At 66.2% G+C, this 15767-nt stretch carries 18 protein-coding genes and 1 riboswitch; of the genes, 11 read left to right on the top strand and 7 right to left on the bottom strand.

Annotated features, from left to right (window positions below; translation table 11 throughout):
• Positions 1-65: 65 nt before the first annotated feature.
• The gene (locus BMZ02_RS02085) at positions 66-446 is read left to right on the top strand and encodes a hypothetical protein (protein ID WP_091639509.1); all 381 of its coding nucleotides are present in this window, start codon (positions 66-68) and stop codon (positions 444-446) included.
• Positions 446-865, top strand: a complete 420-nt coding sequence (gene arfB / locus BMZ02_RS02080) for an alternative ribosome rescue aminoacyl-tRNA hydrolase ArfB (RefSeq protein ID WP_091639507.1) — start codon at positions 446-448, stop codon at positions 863-865. The genes BMZ02_RS02085 and arfB overlap by 1 nt, the downstream gene beginning before the upstream one ends.
• Positions 866-867: 2 nt before the next feature.
• Here the strand turns inward: arfB and BMZ02_RS02075 are convergent, their stop codons facing one another.
• Complete coding sequence (locus tag BMZ02_RS02075) at positions 868-2280, bottom strand: hypothetical protein (protein WP_139209118.1); 1413 nt, start codon at positions 2278-2280, stop codon at positions 868-870.
• Between BMZ02_RS02075 and moaC the strand changes: the two genes are divergently transcribed.
• Positions 2279-2773: a cyclic pyranopterin monophosphate synthase MoaC gene (gene moaC, locus BMZ02_RS02070; RefSeq protein ID WP_091639503.1), complete on the top strand. Its 495-nt coding sequence runs from the start codon at positions 2279-2281 to the stop codon at positions 2771-2773. The genes BMZ02_RS02075 and moaC overlap by 2 nt on opposite strands.
• Before the next feature lie 153 nt (positions 2774-2926).
• Here moaC and BMZ02_RS02065 read toward each other — a convergent pair whose 3' ends face one another.
• A complete protein-coding gene (locus BMZ02_RS02065) occupies positions 2927-3259 on the bottom strand; it encodes a 4a-hydroxytetrahydrobiopterin dehydratase (protein WP_091639501.1) in 333 nt (110 codons plus the stop codon).
• 187 nt (positions 3260-3446) lie between these two features.
• Between BMZ02_RS02065 and BMZ02_RS02060 the strand changes: the two genes are divergently transcribed.
• The 3 genes from BMZ02_RS02060 to BMZ02_RS02050 are packed head-to-tail and all read left to right on the top strand — an operon-like array spanning position 3447 to position 6312.
• Entirely contained in the window at positions 3447-4226 is a 780-nt protein-coding gene (locus BMZ02_RS02060) for a (Fe-S)-binding protein (protein ID WP_091639499.1), read from the top strand.
• Positions 4226-5653 carry a LutB/LldF family L-lactate oxidation iron-sulfur protein gene (locus BMZ02_RS02055; RefSeq protein WP_091639497.1) on the top strand — a complete coding sequence of 476 codons (1428 nt, stop codon included), beginning with the start codon at positions 4226-4228 and terminating at the stop codon, positions 5651-5653. Before BMZ02_RS02060 ends, BMZ02_RS02055 begins: the two co-directional genes overlap by 1 nt.
• Positions 5650-6312, top strand: a complete 663-nt coding sequence (locus BMZ02_RS02050; RefSeq protein WP_091639495.1) for a LutC/YkgG family protein — start codon at positions 5650-5652, stop codon at positions 6310-6312. Before BMZ02_RS02055 ends, BMZ02_RS02050 begins: the two co-directional genes overlap by 4 nt.
• A gap of 228 nt (positions 6313-6540) precedes the next feature.
• Here the strand turns inward: BMZ02_RS02050 and BMZ02_RS02045 are convergent, their stop codons facing one another.
• The gene (locus BMZ02_RS02045; protein WP_091639492.1) at positions 6541-8388 is read right to left on the bottom strand and encodes an L-lactate permease; all 1848 of its coding nucleotides are present in this window, start codon (positions 8386-8388) and stop codon (positions 6541-6543) included.
• A 316-nt stretch (positions 8389-8704) separates the two neighbouring features.
• A riboswitch (TPP riboswitch) is annotated at positions 8705-8806 on the top strand.
• 74 nt (positions 8807-8880) lie between these two features.
• Here BMZ02_RS02045 and thiC point away from each other — a divergent pair.
• The 5 genes from thiC to BMZ02_RS02025 all read left to right on the top strand — a co-directional run bounded on the left by thiC (position 8881) and on the right by BMZ02_RS02025 (position 12731).
• The gene (gene thiC, locus BMZ02_RS02040; protein WP_091639490.1) at positions 8881-10758 is read left to right on the top strand and encodes a phosphomethylpyrimidine synthase ThiC; all 1878 of its coding nucleotides are present in this window, start codon (positions 8881-8883) and stop codon (positions 10756-10758) included.
• Between the two features lie 105 nt (positions 10759-10863).
• Positions 10864-11118, top strand: coding sequence for a hypothetical protein (locus tag BMZ02_RS02035; RefSeq protein WP_091639488.1), 255 nt, complete (start codon positions 10864-10866; stop codon positions 11116-11118).
• Positions 11119-11253: 135 nt separating this feature from the next.
• The gene (locus tag BMZ02_RS02030) at positions 11254-12267 is read left to right on the top strand and encodes a hypothetical protein (protein ID WP_091639486.1); all 1014 of its coding nucleotides are present in this window, start codon (positions 11254-11256) and stop codon (positions 12265-12267) included.
• A gap of 11 nt (positions 12268-12278) precedes the next feature.
• Positions 12279-12440 (top strand): hypothetical protein, encoded by a 162-nt coding sequence (locus tag BMZ02_RS18940; RefSeq protein WP_171909770.1) that lies wholly within the window; start codon positions 12279-12281, stop codon positions 12438-12440.
• A gap of 12 nt (positions 12441-12452) precedes the next feature.
• On the top strand, positions 12453-12731 hold the full coding sequence (locus BMZ02_RS02025) for a hypothetical protein (protein ID WP_091639484.1): 279 nt from the start codon (positions 12453-12455) through the stop codon (positions 12729-12731).
• 12 nt (positions 12732-12743) lie between these two features.
• Here BMZ02_RS02025 and BMZ02_RS02020 read toward each other — a convergent pair whose 3' ends face one another.
• The 4 genes from BMZ02_RS02020 to BMZ02_RS02005 are packed head-to-tail and all read right to left on the bottom strand — an operon-like array spanning position 12744 to position 15671.
• Positions 12744-13199 (bottom strand): PaaI family thioesterase, encoded by a 456-nt coding sequence (locus BMZ02_RS02020; RefSeq protein ID WP_245753910.1) that lies wholly within the window; start codon positions 13197-13199, stop codon positions 12744-12746.
• Positions 13196-13624: a PaaI family thioesterase gene (locus BMZ02_RS02015; RefSeq protein WP_091639483.1), complete on the bottom strand. Its 429-nt coding sequence runs from the start codon at positions 13622-13624 to the stop codon at positions 13196-13198. Before BMZ02_RS02015 ends, BMZ02_RS02020 begins: the two co-directional genes overlap by 4 nt.
• Before the next feature lie 18 nt (positions 13625-13642).
• Positions 13643-14029 carry a DUF2750 domain-containing protein gene (locus BMZ02_RS02010; RefSeq protein ID WP_091639481.1) on the bottom strand — a complete coding sequence of 129 codons (387 nt, stop codon included), beginning with the start codon at positions 14027-14029 and terminating at the stop codon, positions 13643-13645.
• Between the two features lie 7 nt (positions 14030-14036).
• Positions 14037-15671, bottom strand: a complete 1635-nt coding sequence (locus tag BMZ02_RS02005) for a methyl-accepting chemotaxis protein (RefSeq protein ID WP_091639479.1) — start codon at positions 15669-15671, stop codon at positions 14037-14039.
• Positions 15672-15767 lie beyond the last annotated feature (96 nt).

Below are 15767 nucleotides of genomic sequence, written 5' to 3'. Positions count from 1 at the left end.
GACCGGTTGGCCCCGTTCCGCTGCCGCCGTATACTCGAACGGGCGCGAGGAGGCGATTGATAACAATGAGAAAATACACGCTGTTACTGCTACTGGCCGCACTGCTTCTGCCCGCCGTGGCGCATGCACTGGACGACTCCGAGGCGCTGCTTGAGGAGGCACAGACGCTGCGCTCCGACGGCGATCTCGACGGCGCCGCCGACCTGCTGGACGACACGCTTGAGCAGCTCAGTCCGGACGACCCCTTCTACCAGAGCCTGCACCTGGAGCGGCATTTCCATCTGCGCATGGCACGCATCCGCGCGCAGCTCGCCGAAGATGACGTGGCCGGGGCACGGCAGACGCATACGGAAGTCCGCCGCTTTCTGCGGGGTCATCCCCAGCGCAGTCGGTTCATGAGCGACGTGGACCGCTACGATCTGGTCATCCGCGCCCGGGAGCGGTAATGGGCGGCAGCGCTGCTCCGCCGATCGAGGAACAGGCCGTGGAAGAGCGCTTCGTGCGCGCCTCCGGGCCGGGCGGACAGCATGTGAACACCACGGAGTCCCGCGTCCAGCTCCGCTATCACCTGAGCCGCACCACGGCGCTGACGGAGCGCGTGCTTTACCGGTTGCGACAACTGGCCGGCCGGCGGCTCACTGGCGACGATGTGCTGATCCTGGAAGAGGACAGCTCCCGGCACCGCGAGACCAACCGGCGCATGGCCCGGGAGCGGCTCGCGAAGCTGCTGGCAGAGGCGGCCCGCCCGCCGGCACCACCTCGACGCCCGACCCGGCCGAGCAGGAATGCCCGGAAGAAGCGCATGGACAGCAAGACCCAGCGTGGTCGGCGCAAGAGCCTGCGCAAGCCACCGAAACCGGAGTAGCGTCAGTCGGCTGCTACCGGCTTGAAGATGCGCTCCAGCAGGTCGGGATCGTCGAAGTGCCGCCGCCCCACGAACGCCGTGGCGTGGCGGTGCGACTGGCGCATGGCGCCGGGTTCGGGCACGCCCGCCACCCAGAAGAACCACCGCTCCCGCCGCTCCGTCCCGGGCACCAGGCCGTCGGGATGGAACAGGCTGCGCCGTGTGCCATCAGACTGCGGCAGGCTGCGGAGGCGATCGTAATCCTGCGTGGCGTAGCTGTCCGCGCTACCGGGCTGAGGTGCGGCGAATGCAAGGGACTGCACGTAGTGGGTGCCATCTTCGAGACGCAGGTGCAGCAGCTCGCCTGTGGGCGCCAGGGTCAACCGGAGAGTCAGGCCATCCAGCGCGCCGCCCAGCAGATCGAACCAGTGATCCACCGGACGCTCGGTGAACCACCACGTGTAGTTCAGCTGCACGTGGGTCGCCCCGGCAAAGCGCGTGCTCGATACCGACGTGTAAACGACGGGCCGGCTGGTATCCACGACAGGTTGCCCGTCGGCGTCCTGGCCCGGCGCCCCGATCCGGTTGTGGGGTGCCTCCCCCTCCGTTTCGATGACCGGTGCGTACGCGTCAAACAGGCGCTGCCAGTCGCGTGCCAGTAATCGTGGCCGGCCCAGAGCGTCCCGTTCCGCGTCCGCCAGGAGAGCGCTGGCCTGATCCAGCGCCACTACCGCGTCCCCTGCTGGCGCGTATCGGTAGGCGGGTTCGTCGTCGGGCCGCGCGCTCTCGAACGTGTCGCGCACGCCCCGTTGCCAGGCGCCAACGCCCGCACGGATGAACCAGCGGCTGACCGGGTAAATCCCGGCCGCCCGGTGCCAGGTGATGTACTCGTCGGGCACGGTAAGCGCATCGCGTGCGCCACGCCACGCTGCCGGATCGTCATCCAGGCGGTCCAGTGCCCGCAGCGTATCCCCACAATCAGCCACGGCCTGCCACGGGTTGTCCGTGCCCGGCGGCAGCCCGATGCCCTGCAGGGCAGCCCCGCCGAGGTTGATCAGCTCCAGGGCTCTGGCGTCGCGATCGGTCTGCTGGGCGGTATCCAGCCAGGCCACACGCAGGTCAGGATCGTCCAGCGCGTCATTGAAGGCCTGCAGGAAGCGTGTGCCGCGAAGGTAGGGATGGGCCTCGGCCGGGCCGCCGATGCCATCGCGCACGCCGGCCTCAGTGACGGCACGGTCGAGATCGGCGAAGAACACCCGACACGCACCGCCCGGCGCATCAGGGTCGGGAGCGGGCGGCGGGCCGACTGCTGCACACCCGCCGAGCACCAGCGCCAGTATGCCGGACAGCGCCGCCCACCGCCCGTGGTGCCCGAAAACGCCGGCACAGGCGTTATAGTGTGCAGCTCCACCGCGACGGCCCGAAGGAGGCAACATGAGCAAGCTCCCGCATCTGAATGAAACCGGTGAAGTCCATATCGTCAACGTGGGCGAGAAGGACAGCACCCGGCGCGTGGCCGTTGCCGAGGGGCGGATTCACATGGAAGCCGACACCCTGGCCGCCATCCGTGAGCAGCGGATCAAGAAAGGCGATGTGCTGGCGGTGGCCCGGGTTGCGGGGCTGATGGCGTCCAAGAAGACCTGGGAGACCGTACCGCTGTGCCACCCGATCCAGCTTACCCATGCGGAGGTCACGCTGGAACCACTGAATGACGGCAGCGGCATTCATTGCACAGCGCGTACGGAGACGGTGGAGCGCACCGGGGTGGAGATGGAGGCCCTGAACGCCGTGCAGGCGGCGCTCCTCACCGTGTACGACATGTGCAAGGGCATGGACCGGGGCATGACCATCGACGGCGTGCGCCTGATGGAAAAGAGCGGTGGGCGGTCCGGCAAGTGGGAGCGGGAGGGCGAGCCGGGTCGCGACTGACGTCGCTCCTACGGGCCACGGCCATGCCTCGGGCCCCGTAGGGTGGACCTTCAGGTCCACCACCGTTGTTTGTACGCGCGCCCGTCACGCGAGGTTGGTTCCGCAATGGTGGACCTGAAGGTCCACCCTACGTCGGCGCCCTACGTCTACACCTTACGCCTCGAACAGCTCGTTCGTCTTGGCGGCGAAGATGAAGTCGTTCTCGTGCAGGCCGCCGATCTTGTGGGTCCAGATCTCGACCAGCGCGTAGCCATACCCGAAGGTGATGTCCGGGTGGTGGTCCTCGGCTTCCGCCAGCTCGCCCACACGGTCCACGAAGGCGTTGGCCTGGGCGAAGTTCTTGAACTTGAATCTGCGCTGCAGGCGCGTGGCCTCATGGGTCAACTCCCAGCCCGGCACCTGGTCCATGAACTCCTCGGCCCGCTCGCGGGGCATGGGCTCGACACCGCCCTGGCACGGGGTGCACTTCTGCTCGGTGAGACTCATAATCGCTCCTCGTTGCCGTGCAACGTTTCATGGGACCGGATTTACGTTACCCTTTAGCACAGGCTGTGGGCGGCCGGGATCTGTTTCAAGGGGCTCGCGCGGAACGCGGATTTTCTGCCATGGCACCCCGGCGCCGGACGGCTACATTCACGGCAGTTTCGAACGCGAACCAGCTCCGGGATTCCAGATGACCGAAACAACCCAGTCGCGCGGCACCGTCGCGCTCTTCGCTACCTGTCTCGTGGACCTCTTCCGCCCCTCCGTCGGTTTCGCCTCTGCACAGCTCCTGGAGCAGGCGGGCTATACGGTGGATGTGCCCGAGGCCCAGACCTGCTGCGGCCAGCCGGCCTACAACAACGGGGATAACCAGCACGCCGCCGTCATCGCCAGGCAGGTGATCGAGGCGTTCCGCGGTTACGACTATGTCGTGGTGCCGTCCGGCTCCTGCGGCGGCACCATCACCAGCCACTACCCGGACCTGTTGCGGGACGATCCGCAATGGGCCGAAGCCGCGCGGGAACTCGCCGGCCGAACCTGGGAGCTCACCCGCTTCCTGGTGGAAGTGGCGAAAGTGGAACTCTCGGGTGTGCGCCGTGAGGGAGTGACCACCTATCACGACTCCTGCTCGGGGCTCCGCGAAATGGGCATTCGTGATCAGCCACGCGCCCTGCTCGGCGCCGTCGAGGGGCTCGAGCTGCGCGAGATGGCGGATACCGACGTCTGCTGCGGGTTCGGAGGCACGTTCTGCGTGAAATACCCGGAGATCTCCGAGCGGCTGGTCTCGAACAAGGTCGACGACATCACGGCCACCGGCGCCGACACGGTGCTCGCCGGCGATCTCGGCTGCCTGTTCAACATCGCCGGCCGGCTGCAGCGGCTCGACAAGCCGGTGCGGGCCTACCACGTGGCCGAGGTTCTGGCCGGTACGGCGGGCCGCGATGCGGCCATTGGCGAGGGGGAGAACTGATGGAATCGCGTTCACAGCTGTTCAAGCCCCAGGCCCGCGAGGCGCTGCACAACAAGGATCTCCAGCAGGCGCTGACCCGGGTGCAGGAAGGCTTCGTGGGCAAGCGCAAGGTGCTGGTGGACCAGTTCCCGGACTTCGAGGGGCTGCGGGACCGTGGCCGGGCCATCAAGGACCACACCCTGGCGCATCTCGATGTCTACCTGGAGCAGTTCGAGGCCAGGGTGCGCGAGGCCGGCGGCCACGTGCACTGGGCCGAGACCCAGCAGGAAGCCCAGGAGATCATCGTCGACATCTGCCGGCAGGAAAACGCCCGCATGGTCACCAAGGGCAAGACCATGGCCGGCGAAGAGGTGCAGCTCAACGAGGCGCTGGATGCCGCCGGGCTGGAGACGGTGGAGACCGATCTCGGTGAATACATCATCCAGCTCGCGAAAGAGCCGCCCAGCCACATCATCGCCCCGGCCATCCACAAGACCCGGCAGCAGATCACCGAGCTGTTCAACGAGCACCATCACCACGGCACGCTCAAGGAGAAGCTACGGGAGGTGCCGGACCTGGTGGATGAAGCCCGCGGCATTCTGCGTGACAAGTTTCTCAACGCCGACGTGGGCATCACCGGGGCGAACTGCCTGGTGGCCGAGACAGGGTCCATGTTCCTGGTCACCAACGAAGGCAACGGCGACCTTACCCATTCCCTGCCCCGGGTGCACGTGGCCATTGCCGGCATCGAGAAGCTGGTGCCGACCCTGGACGACGCATCCACCATTCTGCGCCTGCTCGCCCGCAGTGCCACGGGCCAGGAGATGACGGCGTACACCACCATGGTGACCGGCCCCGCGCGGCCCGAGGACACGGACGGCCCCGAGGCGTTCCACATCGTGCTGATCGACAACGGACGCACACGGATGCTGGAGGGCCGGTTCCGGGAGATGCTCCGCTGCATCCGCTGCGGCGCCTGCATGAACCACTGCCCCGTCTATTCCGCCATCGGCGGGCACGCCTACGGCTGGGTCTATCCCGGGCCGATGGGCTCGGTGCTCACGCCCATGATCGTGGGGCTCGACAAGACCCGGGACCTGCCCAACGCCTGCACGCTGAACGGTCGCTGCCAGAGCGTCTGCCCGGTGCGCATTCCCCTGCCGGACCTGTTGCGCGATCTGCGCGAGGCGCAGCATGACCAGGGGCTGACGCCCAAGAGTACCCGATACGGCCTCAATATCTGGGCCTGGTTTGCCCGCCGCCCCCGGCTCTACGGTCTGGCCGCACGCATGGGGATCGGGCTGCTCGGCCGGCTCGGTCGCCGGCGGGGGCGTTTCCGGAAGCTGCCGCTGGCGGGCGCCTGGACCGCCGGGCGTGACTTCCCGGCACCGCAGAAGACCACCTTTCAGGCCGCCTGGCAGCAGCGGAAGAAGGAGACCAGCGCATGAGTTCCGCGCGCGACCGTATTCTTGGCAAGATTCGTTCAAGCCTCGGGCGGACCACCGCCCCCGATGCCGCGACGGCGAGCAGTTCGCGGCTCGCAGCGCTGGGTAACGACACGTCGCCGCGCCCTGTCTGGGATGACGACGACCTGTCCCGGTTCCTGCGCTGCTTCGAAGCCGCAGCGGCGACCTGGGCACGCGTGGATACTGTTGCGGACGTCGGCGGGGCGGTTGCCACCTACCTCGCGGACAAACCGGCCGGCAACACGGTCCATCTGGCGCCGCACCGGTTGCTGGAGAGCGTCTCCTGGCCGGACTCCCTGGATACCGCCCAGGCAACCCACGGCCGCGAGGCACTGGTGGGCGTCAGCGTGGCGGATCTGGGTGTTGCGGAAACGGGATCCCTGGTGCTGCTCTCCGGCGCCGACACACCCACCACACTGAACTTCCTCCCCGACTACCATATCGTCCTGCTGCGCGCGGACGCGGTTGTCCCCCACTTCGAGGATGTCTGGGCGCTGATGCGTGAGCGGGATGGTTTCCCGCCGCGGAGCTTCAACTTCATCACCGGCCCCTCCCGTACCGCAGACGTGGAGCAGACCCTCCAGCTCGGGGCGCACGGGCCGCGGAGTCTGCACCTGATTCTCGTGAGCGCACACGACTGACGGCGGGATGGTGGACCTGAAGGTCCACCCTACGCCTGATGGGTGCGCGCGATTGACGGTGGGATGGTGGATCTGAAGATCCACCCTACGCCGTGACTCGCTGGTCGGGGATAGCCGCCGTAGGGTGGACGTTCACGTCCACCATTCCTTGAATCCCAGCGCTGAACAAAAAAACGCCCGCCCCCTTTCGGGGCGGGCGTTTTCTCGAACATCAACTACGTGCGCGTGTTACGACGACGTGGTTGCGTACTCCGGCTTCCTGCCCTTGTTCATGATCATGAACCCGATGCAGAAAGCGACCCACAGCAGGAACACGCCATACCAGATGTTGGCGCCGCCGGCGACCAGGGCCATGCCAATCAAGCCGGCACCCAGTACGTAGTAGGTCATGGGCAGCAGGGTCTTCCGGATGATATCCCCTTCACGGCCGATCAGGCCCACGGTGGCCGATGCGGCAACCACGTTGTGCACCGTGACCATGTTACCGCCAGCACCACCCACGGCCTGCAGGGCGACAATCAGCGACGCACCGGCAGAGCCGAGGCCGATCTGCTCGGCAGTGGAGATCTGGAAGTAGGAGAACATCAGGTTACTGACCGTGTTACTCCCCGCCAGGAAGGCGCCGAGGCCACCAATGAGCGGCGAGAAGATCGGCCACAGGCTGCCCGTCAGGGCGGCCACGGCCTGGGCCAGCATTTCCGGCATGCTCGCGATCTGCGCCGCGGCACCCATGGCCACGCCGCCTTCCACGGCCGCACGGATGTCTGACACGTCCTCCAGGCCGCCCGGTGCGGAGTTGATGAACACCTGCACCATGGGAACGGCGAAGATCAGGGCCACACCTGCCGCGACAATGGTCTTGCCGGCGGTCTTCCAGGCTTCGCCATAACTACCGTGATTCCACATCTGGTGCAGGAAGTAGGTAATCACGGACGTCACCAGCAGCATGAACCCGGGCAGGTACAGGGGCTGGGAGCTGGCACTGATTTCGGTGCCGAAGATATTCGACCAGGACAGTGTCACCGACTGCAGTGCTTCGACAATCGGGTCAACCGTGCGGGTGATCACCAGCAGCACGGCGACGATGACGTAAGGCGCCCAGGCCTGCATCTGCGTCAGCTGTGCCCCCTCGGCACGGTCGGGCTGGGTATCGTCCTGGAAGCGGCTGATCCACTCAGGCTGCCAGTACTTGCGATCCTCGAACTGGAACGTCTCCTTGGGCATCAGGAAGCCGGCACGGGCCGCCGGAACCACGATCGCCAGGCCGATCAGGCCACCGAGCAGGGACGGGAATGCCGGCCCCAGCAGCGCTGCCACGGCGAAGTACGGCACCACGAAGGCAACCGCGGCGAAAAGGGCAAACGGCCACACCTTCAGGCCTTCGGCGAAGGAGCGGTTCTTGCCGAAGAAGCGGGTCAGCATGCCCACCATGATCAGCGGCACCATCAGGCCGAGAATGGCGTGGATGCCCGCCACCTGCATGCCGATCTGCTCGACGTACTGCATGTGCTCCAGGCCGGCGCTTTCGAGCATGCGGTCGGTGACGCTCTGACCGGACAGACCATCATTCACGCCCACCAGAATCGGCGTACCGACGGCGCCGAACGACACCGGCGTGGACTGGATGATCATGGCACACACCACCGCGGCCATGGCCGGGAAGCCCAGCGCGACGAGCAGCGGAGCGGCGATGGCGGCCGGCGTACCGAAACCGGATGCCCCCTCGATCAGGCAGCCGAACAGCCAGGCGATGATGATCGCCTGAACACGGCGGTCGGGTGAAATGTCGGCGAAGCCGCGCTGGATGGTGGCGATGGCGCCGCTCTCACGCAACGTATAGAGCAATAGAATGGCGCCGAATACGATGAACAAGATGTTCAGGGCAACAACAATGCCGTTGACAGATGCTGCCGCTACGGTCGCGAAGTCGGTACCCCAGAAGATCAACGCGATGGCAACAGCGACGATATAGGCAAGCGGCATTGCATGTTTGGCAGGCCATCGCAGGACGACCAGAAACAGCCCCACTGTTGCCAGTGGCAGCAATGCCAGAAAAGCGAGTACACCGAGATTCATTGGTCTCCCCCCGTCGTGACGGTTTCGGTTTCGGAATTGCCGGGCCCTGGCCCGGTGGGTGACGCAAAGTGCACTGGTTACAACCAGCGGGTGAATTCCTTTTGTATTTATCAGTCCTGTTCTTATTTTACGGTCCGACGGTAGCCCATCAGGCCGCAAAACCCTAGACGCAGTGCATCATGGGCAGCAATCCGTTTGCATTCTGTCGCTCAGCTCCATGCTCGCCAGTCGGAGTGTGCCGCAAAAAGCGGCGGCTTGTCTCGTCTGCGTGATGCATTACCCTGTCGGGGTGGTCGGTTGACGGCCACACGACACCAATCCGAAGCGGGGGTGCCTCCGGCAGCGCCGGAGTGCTGAGAAATACCCTTTGAACCTGACCCGGCTCGCACCGGCGTAGGGAAGCTTTGATGACAGCTCTCATCGAAAGCGCTCTCGCTTCGTGTTTTCCGCGGCGCCGGCCCATGCCGGCTTCCAACAGGGACCGAAAACACGATGACACACAGAACCTTCTCCTTCGACGCCCAGCCGGACGGCCTGGATCCGGCCATTACCGCCCCGTTCCCGGGCTCACGGCGGGTGTATGTGCAGGGCTCGCGACCGGACGTGCGCGTGCCCATGCGCGAGATCACCCAGGCCGACACGGTCGGCGACACCGGCCGCGAAGCCAACCCGCCGCTCACCGTCTATGACACGTCCGGGCCGTACACCGACCCTGACACCCCGGTGGACCTGCGCAAGGGGCTGCCCGCCATTCGCGAGGCGTGGATTCTCGAACGGGACGACACCGTCCTGCTGGACGGACCCAGCTCCGGCTTCGGGCAGGAGCGGCTCGCGGATCCGGCCACCGCGGCGCTGCGCTTTGAACACATCCGCCCGCCCCGCCGCGCCCGCGCCGGTGCGAACGTGACGCAGATGCACTACGCCCGCCGCGGCATCATCACCCCCGAGATGGAGTACATCGCCATCCGGGAAAACCAGCAGCGCCAGGCGATTACCGACGAGCGCCTGCTGCAACGCCACGCCGGTGAAGGCTTCGGGGCACAGATTCCCGACGAGATCACGCCGGAGTTCGTGCGCCAGGAGGTCGCCTGCGGCCGGGCGATCATCCCCAGCAACATCAACCACCCGGAACTGGAACCCATGGCCATCGGCCGCAACTTCCTGGTGAAGATCAACTGCAACCTGGGCAACTCGGCGGTGACCTCCTCCATCGAAGAGGAGGTGGAGAAGATGGTGCGTGGCATCCGCTGGGGTGGGGATACGGTGATGGATCTCTCCACCGGCAAGCACATCCACGAAACCCGCGAGTGGATCCTCCGCAACAGCCCGGTGCCCATCGGGACCGTCCCCATCTACCAGGCGCTGGAGAAGGTGGATGGCAAGGCGGAGGAGCTCACCTGGGAGCTGTTCCGGGATACCCTCATCGAGCAGGCCGAACAGGGTGTGGATTACTTCACCATCCACGCCGGTGTGCGGCTCCCCTATGTGCCCATGACCGCGAACCGCCTGACCGGGATTGTCTCCCGTGGCGGCTCGATCATGGCCAAATGGTGTCTGGCTCACCACCGCGAGAGCTTTCTCTACACCCATTTCGAAGACATCTGCGAGATCATGAAGGCCTACGACGTGGCCTTCTCCCTGGGGGACGGCCTGCGGCCCGGCTGCATCGCCGATGCCAACGACGAGGCGCAGTTCGCCGAGCTGGAGACCCTCGGTGAGCTGACCCGGGTCGCCTGGCAGCACGACGTGCAGGTCATGATCGAGGGCCCCGGGCACGTGCCCATGCAGAAGATCAAGGAGAACATGGACAAGGAGCTGTCCATCTGCAACGAGGCGCCCTTCTACACCCTCGGCCCCCTCACCACCGACATCGCACCCGGCTACGATCACATCACCTCGGCGATCGGCGCCGCCCAGATCGGGTGGTACGGCACGGCCATGCTCTGTTACGTCACACCCAAGGAGCACCTCGGTCTGCCCAACAAGGAGGACGTGCGCGAGGGCATCGTGGCGTACCGGATTGCCGCCCACGCCGCCGATCTGGCCAAGGGCCACCCGGCCGCCCAGGTGCGTGACAACGCCCTGTCCAAGGCACGCTTCGAGTTCCGCTGGGAGGACCAGTTCAACCTCGGTCTGGACCCGGAGCGGGCGCGGGAGTATCACGACGAGACCTTGCCGAAGGAAGGCCACAAGGTGGCTCACTTCTGCTCCATGTGCGGGCCGCACTTCTGCTCCATGAAGATCACGCAGGATGTGCGTGCCTACGCCCGCGAGCACGGCCTCGATACCCGGGAGGCCCTGGATCGCGGCATGGAGGAGAAAGCGGCGGAGTTCCGGGACGCCGCTCACCGGCTGTACCAGCCGCGCTAGGCGTGCGGGGACAGCGCCGCCCGAGGCGTGCTAGTCTCGGTGCACAACCGGGATCGGCGCGCCTCGGGCGTGCCTCCGAATAAGCAATCACGAGGAGAACGGACCATGAGTGAAACCCCCGCATTGCCGGACATCCACAACGAACCGGAACGCGAACTGGGCAGCTGGGCGCTGCTCAACACGCTCTCGCTCACGGTGGGCGCCGCCGCCTGTGCCGTGTTCGGGGTCACCGGCTACTACATCACCACCAACGGCTATGAAGTCACCGGGGCCGTGATTCTCGTCAGCAGCATCATGCTCGGCTGCCATATCGGGGAGCTGGCCCGCACCGCGTACCTGAAACGCCGCGGCGGGCACTGAGACACGGGCGATACCGGCCGTCGCGGCGACGATGCCGCGGCGGAACGCCGAAACTGCGAACTCCTCCACGCCGCATCCTTTCCCGTCACGCAATACTGCACTCCTCGACGTATCACCACTGCCGAGGAGCACGGAATGCCATCGTTCTGCCTTCGTCCGGTCCTGGTCACCGGCGCCGCTGTGGCCATCGCCGCCTGCAGCAGCTCCCCGGGCCCCGACAGTGTCGTGGAGCGACGCGACCTGGACGTGTCAGTGGCGTCCGATTCGGTGCAGTCCACCTCCCTGTCCGCAGAAGCCGTCTACTGGGGGGATGGCCGGGTTACGCTGGCCGTTGACGATCCCTGGGACGCCGACCATCGCTTCAGCCACCCCATGCTTGCGCATATGGCGGAGGCCTGCGGCAACGAACAGCCCGCTGGCCACTGGACCGTGAGCCGGGCGGAACTACGCAACGGCGATGGCGCCGCGACGGCCACACTGGTCAACCGTGACGCGGTCACCCCCTGGTATGACCTGGACGGCGAGGCACTGCCCGACAGCACCTCCGGCGATGAAACCGTGCATGTCACGCTGCACTTCAACGACGACCGGGTGCCGGTCACTGGCGAACGGGAATGGCGCGTCCGGGCAGGAGGCCACCCGGTGCAGATCAGCAACGACCTGGAAGCACGGGTGGCGGGTATCAGCGGCGTGACGGGGCGTGCCATGGTGGACGGGGAACTCATGGAAACCCGCTACCTGGAAGTGGAGCTGCGCAATACCGGCAACAGCCGCTACACGCTGGATACGGATCGCAGCGGCGGCGGCATCAATGACGAACTGATCAGCATGGACAATGGCCAGCAGCGCCACGTCGCTGCCGGCAGCCGCAGTGTCGTGGAAGTCCCGATCAATCTCCCTGACCGTGCCGAACGGCGTCTCAACGGGCCGGCGTCCCTGCAGCGGGTCAGCGTGGACGCCATGCACGCGTTCCAGTGGAACGGCCCCGACGCCCCGCTCGGGCAACACCACGAGAACGCCGCCGAACATTTCCAGGGGTCAGCGTACCTGGTTCTGCGGGACCACGCGGGACGGGAGCGCACGGGCTTTGCGGATGCCACCATCCTCATGGACAGGCGTGATACCGTAGACGACGTTCGCTGCCGCTGATTCGGAACACCATGCTTGAAACCGCACTGCTGCTGATCGGCACGATCGCCTTCGTGCTGCTGGGTTGGGCCATGTACGGGCGTCGAGGGCCCGTGCGCAAGCTGTTGATGGCGGCGTCCCTGATCATCCTGGCCGCGCTCGTGGTGCTGTCCATGGCCGTGGTCCGTCCCTGACCCGAGGGCTCCATGCTGAATCTCGTGCTTGCCATCATCGCCGCGCTGTCACTCGGCGCTGCCGCCTATGTTCACCGCCAGCTGCCCTATCGCGTGCCAACGGTTAATCACCTGCGCACGTCGCGCCTGGTGCTCATCGGCACCGGCATCGTGTTCGGCTGGGTGATGGCGCGCCTGTACGGCGTCATGACGGAACTGAACATGGTGCTGGTGTTCGCCGCCTCACTGGGGATCGTTCACGTCCCTGCGGCGGCCATCCTGTTCGTGAAATCGTTCAGCGTGGACGAATAGAGCCCCGGGCGCTCAGTCCTCGCCCACCGGGCGCGACAGCAGGAAATGCCCTCTCGCCGTGGCAATGGTGGCGTCGCGATCGGACTGCCACGTCTCCACGGCCACATTGGCAACCCGCTGCCCCTGCCGCCAGACCCGGCAGCAGGCAAACGCATCCTCGGGGCGTCCGGGCCGCAGGTAGTCAATGGAGAAATCCACCACCCGCGGGATCATGGTCGCCTCCAGGCGCCCCAGCAGCTGCACGATCGCCGCATGCTCCATGAATGCACCCACGGCGCCGCCATGCAGTGCCGGCATGGCCGGGTTGCCGATATTCTGTTTCCGGAACGCAAGCCGGAACACCAGCTCGCCGTCATCGTCCTCATGCACCGTTATCCCCAGCATCCGGGCATAGGGGATGAGATCGATGAGCTGCTGGTAGTCCCTGCGCTGGCGCGCGGCCAGCACCATGTCCCTGAACTCGCTCAAGCACCCTCCTCCTGCGGCGTCCGCAGTAGGCTGCTGACGCCGTTGGCAACAACCTGCCCGGAGCGTGCATCCACCACCTCGCAGGTGAGGAACGCAATCGTGGACGTCAGGCGCGTACAGCGCGCTCGCGCCAGCAGCCCGTCGGGGGCTGCCGTTGCCCCCAGGTGATCGACGCGCAGATCCAGCGGCGCAACGCTCTCCCCCGCGTCAACCAATGCCAGCGCGGCGGCGCGGGTTGTCTTGTCCAGCAACGTGGTCAACACCCCGCCATGGACGTACCCGCTCCAGGGATTGCCGATGAAGCCCTCGTGCAGCGGCAGGTATGCGGTTACTTCCCCCTGCTCCACGGCCTGGATCCGCAGGCCGGGGTGCAGCGGGTCGGTAACGGCGGCAAGCAGCCGCTCTGTCAACGCGGAGGTGGCCATGATCCGGGCCCGGGCTGACTACTCGTCCTCGTCATCGCGACCGACGAGCGTCGCTTCCAGATCCGCCTGTAACTCGAGTGGCGGCACTTCCACACCGTCCAGGTCCGCGCTCCAGTCGACACCGGCGCGGTGCCCGTCGCCTTCCATGCCGGGGAGCCACTGCTCCATGAAGTCCTCCAGCGGCAAGGGCTCGGCCACGAAACCGTCCCACTCCCCGCTGGCACACGCGGTGGCCCCACCCTCGCTGCTCCAGAAGGGCATGACCATGGCCTCATCGTCGTCGGCCGACGGCACCATGGCCCAACCCTCGTCATCGCAAAGGCCCCAGACCAGTCCACTGTCCACGACGGCCTCCAGGAACGCCTCGTAGGAAGCGTCCAGAGGCTGATCTCCGATATCGGTCATGTCTGCCTCACTGGTTCACGCGGAATTCGCTCACAAGATCCTGCAGTTCCGAGGACAGCCTGGCAAGCTCTTCGCTGGCGCGTCGCCCGCTCTGAACGCCCTCGCTGCTCTCCTCCGCAACGGAGTTGATGGTGTCCACGTTGCGGTTGATCTCCTCGGCGGTGGAGCTCTGTTCCTCCGCGGCGCTGGCGATCTGCGTGTTCATCTCGGTAATCCGGCCAACCGCCGTGGCAATGCCCTGGAGCGCCTCGCCGGCGTTGCGGGTCTGATCCACCACCGTCTGCGTCTGCGCCCGGCTCTGTTCGATGACAGTCACCGTGTCACCCGTGCCCTTCTGCACCCGCTCGATCATGTCCTGGATCTCCTGGGTGGAGGCCTGGGTCCGTTGCGCCAGGTTGCGCACCTCGTCGGCCACTACCGCGAACCCGCGCCCCTGCTCGCCGGCGCGGGCCGCCTCGATCGCGGCATTCAGTGCCAGGAGATTGGTCTGCTCGGCAATATCGCGGATGACCACGAGCACCGACCCGATGGCCTCGCTTTCCTGGTTGAGGTTGCCCACCGACTCGCCCGCGCGCTCCATCTCCGAGGCCAGCCGGTTGACCGAGTCCACGGTCTCGTTCACCACCGACTGCCCTTCACTGGCACGACCATCGGCGTCCGTCGCAGCCTGTGCGGCTTCAGTGGCGTTGCGCGCGACCTCCTGAACGGTGGCGGTCATCTCGTTCATGGCGGTGGCCACGCTGTTGGTCTCCGAGCGCTGCCGATCCACGCCACTGGCCGTCTGTTCGGAGATTGCCGACATCTCCTCCGCGGACGACGCCAGCTGACTGACTGCGTCCCGAACCTGACCGATCATGTGCCCCAGCTGCTGCTGGAGCTGCTGGGCCGATGCGGCGATGGCGCCCAGCTCGTCCTCGGTGTTACGTCGCACGGGCTGGCTGAAGTCACCCCGGGCCAGCCGGTCCAGATCTTCGGAGAGATCCGCCGCCGGCCGGATAATGCCTCGCTGCAGCAGGACCAGGAAAACAACGAACGCCACACCGACCGCGGTAGCCAGAAGCCCCAGGCTCAACCAGATGGCCGTGCTCGCCTGGCCGAGGTTGCTGTCCGTCTGGTCGGCAACCACGTCGACCATACCGTCCCGGGCCTCGCGAAGGGCCGCGAGGCTCTCTTCCTCGGCGTCCTGTGCCCAGCTGTAGCCCGCCATCGGGTCACCGTGGGTCTCCTCGAAAATCTCTTTGGCCTCGGTGAACTGCGCCTCCATCTCCTGGTGGGCAGCGCGGAAACGGGCCAGGGATTCGAGTACGCTGTCGTGCTCGATCTCGTCCATCAGCGCGGCCGAGTCCGCCTGGATCTCGGCGTGGAACGCCTGGAAGTTCTCCCAGTGCTCGTCACGGTAGTTCTGACTGCCGCCCCGGAGCAGCATCGTGAGCCATTCCTCCATCTGGCCGGAGAAATTCGCCCGGATCATCTGCATCTGGCGCTCATGCCCGGACTCCACCGTGGCCAGGCGCTGAAACCCCTGGATGGTGCCGAACAGCTGGTACATGCCGAACAGGGTTGCGGCCAGCACCAGAGCGGTACCACCGCCGGTAATCAACAGCAGCTTGTTACGAATGCTACGACGGAAAAAACGGCCCATGGGTGAGAGTCCCCTCAGTCTGATCGTGCTCCATTGACTGTGCCGCCACGGCTCCAGCCAATCGGGCTATCGGCAGCAGGCGCGCACACTTGATCA

Origin of the sequence: Aquisalimonas asiatica, from assembly GCF_900110585.1 — a bacterium.
GTDB lineage: Bacteria > Pseudomonadota > Gammaproteobacteria > Nitrococcales > Aquisalimonadaceae > Aquisalimonas > Aquisalimonas asiatica.
The sequence above is the reverse complement of the archived record's forward strand: the minus strand, read 5'-3'. Positions and strand labels throughout refer to the sequence as shown.

Excerpts from the sequence above, each read along its gene's own strand:
- BMZ02_RS02055 (WP_091639497.1), top strand. The coding sequence starts at position 4,226 with ATGGAATCGCGTTCACAGCTGTTCAAGCCCCAGGCCCGCGAGGCGCTG.
- BMZ02_RS02050 (WP_091639495.1), top strand. The coding sequence starts at position 5,650 with ATGAGTTCCGCGCGCGACCGTATTCTTGGCAAGATTCGTTCAAGCCTC.
- BMZ02_RS02075 (WP_139209118.1), bottom strand. The coding sequence starts at position 2,280 with ATGTTGCCTCCTTCGGGCCGTCGCGGTGGAGCTGCACACTATAACGCC.
- BMZ02_RS02045 (WP_091639492.1), bottom strand. The coding sequence starts at position 8,388 with ATGAATCTCGGTGTACTCGCTTTTCTGGCATTGCTGCCACTGGCAACA.
- BMZ02_RS02065 (WP_091639501.1), bottom strand. The coding sequence starts at position 3,259 with ATGAGTCTCACCGAGCAGAAGTGCACCCCGTGCCAGGGCGGTGTCGAG.
- BMZ02_RS02025 (WP_091639484.1), top strand. The coding sequence starts at position 12,453 with ATGCTGAATCTCGTGCTTGCCATCATCGCCGCGCTGTCACTCGGCGCT.
- arfB (WP_091639507.1), top strand. The coding sequence starts at position 446 with ATGGGCGGCAGCGCTGCTCCGCCGATCGAGGAACAGGCCGTGGAAGAG.
- BMZ02_RS02015 (WP_091639483.1), bottom strand. The coding sequence starts at position 13,624 with ATGGCCACCTCCGCGTTGACAGAGCGGCTGCTTGCCGCCGTTACCGAC.
- BMZ02_RS18940 (WP_171909770.1), top strand. The coding sequence starts at position 12,279 with ATGCTTGAAACCGCACTGCTGCTGATCGGCACGATCGCCTTCGTGCTG.
- BMZ02_RS02030 (WP_091639486.1), top strand. The coding sequence starts at position 11,254 with ATGCCATCGTTCTGCCTTCGTCCGGTCCTGGTCACCGGCGCCGCTGTG.
- moaC (WP_091639503.1), top strand. The coding sequence starts at position 2,279 with ATGAGCAAGCTCCCGCATCTGAATGAAACCGGTGAAGTCCATATCGTC.
- BMZ02_RS02085 (WP_091639509.1), top strand. The coding sequence starts at position 66 with ATGAGAAAATACACGCTGTTACTGCTACTGGCCGCACTGCTTCTGCCC.
- BMZ02_RS02035 (WP_091639488.1), top strand. The coding sequence starts at position 10,864 with ATGAGTGAAACCCCCGCATTGCCGGACATCCACAACGAACCGGAACGC.
- BMZ02_RS02005 (WP_091639479.1), bottom strand. The coding sequence starts at position 15,671 with ATGGGCCGTTTTTTCCGTCGTAGCATTCGTAACAAGCTGCTGTTGATT.
- thiC (WP_091639490.1), top strand. The coding sequence starts at position 8,881 with ATGACACACAGAACCTTCTCCTTCGACGCCCAGCCGGACGGCCTGGAT.
- BMZ02_RS02010 (WP_091639481.1), bottom strand. The coding sequence starts at position 14,029 with ATGACCGATATCGGAGATCAGCCTCTGGACGCTTCCTACGAGGCGTTC.
- BMZ02_RS02060 (WP_091639499.1), top strand. The coding sequence starts at position 3,447 with ATGACCGAAACAACCCAGTCGCGCGGCACCGTCGCGCTCTTCGCTACC.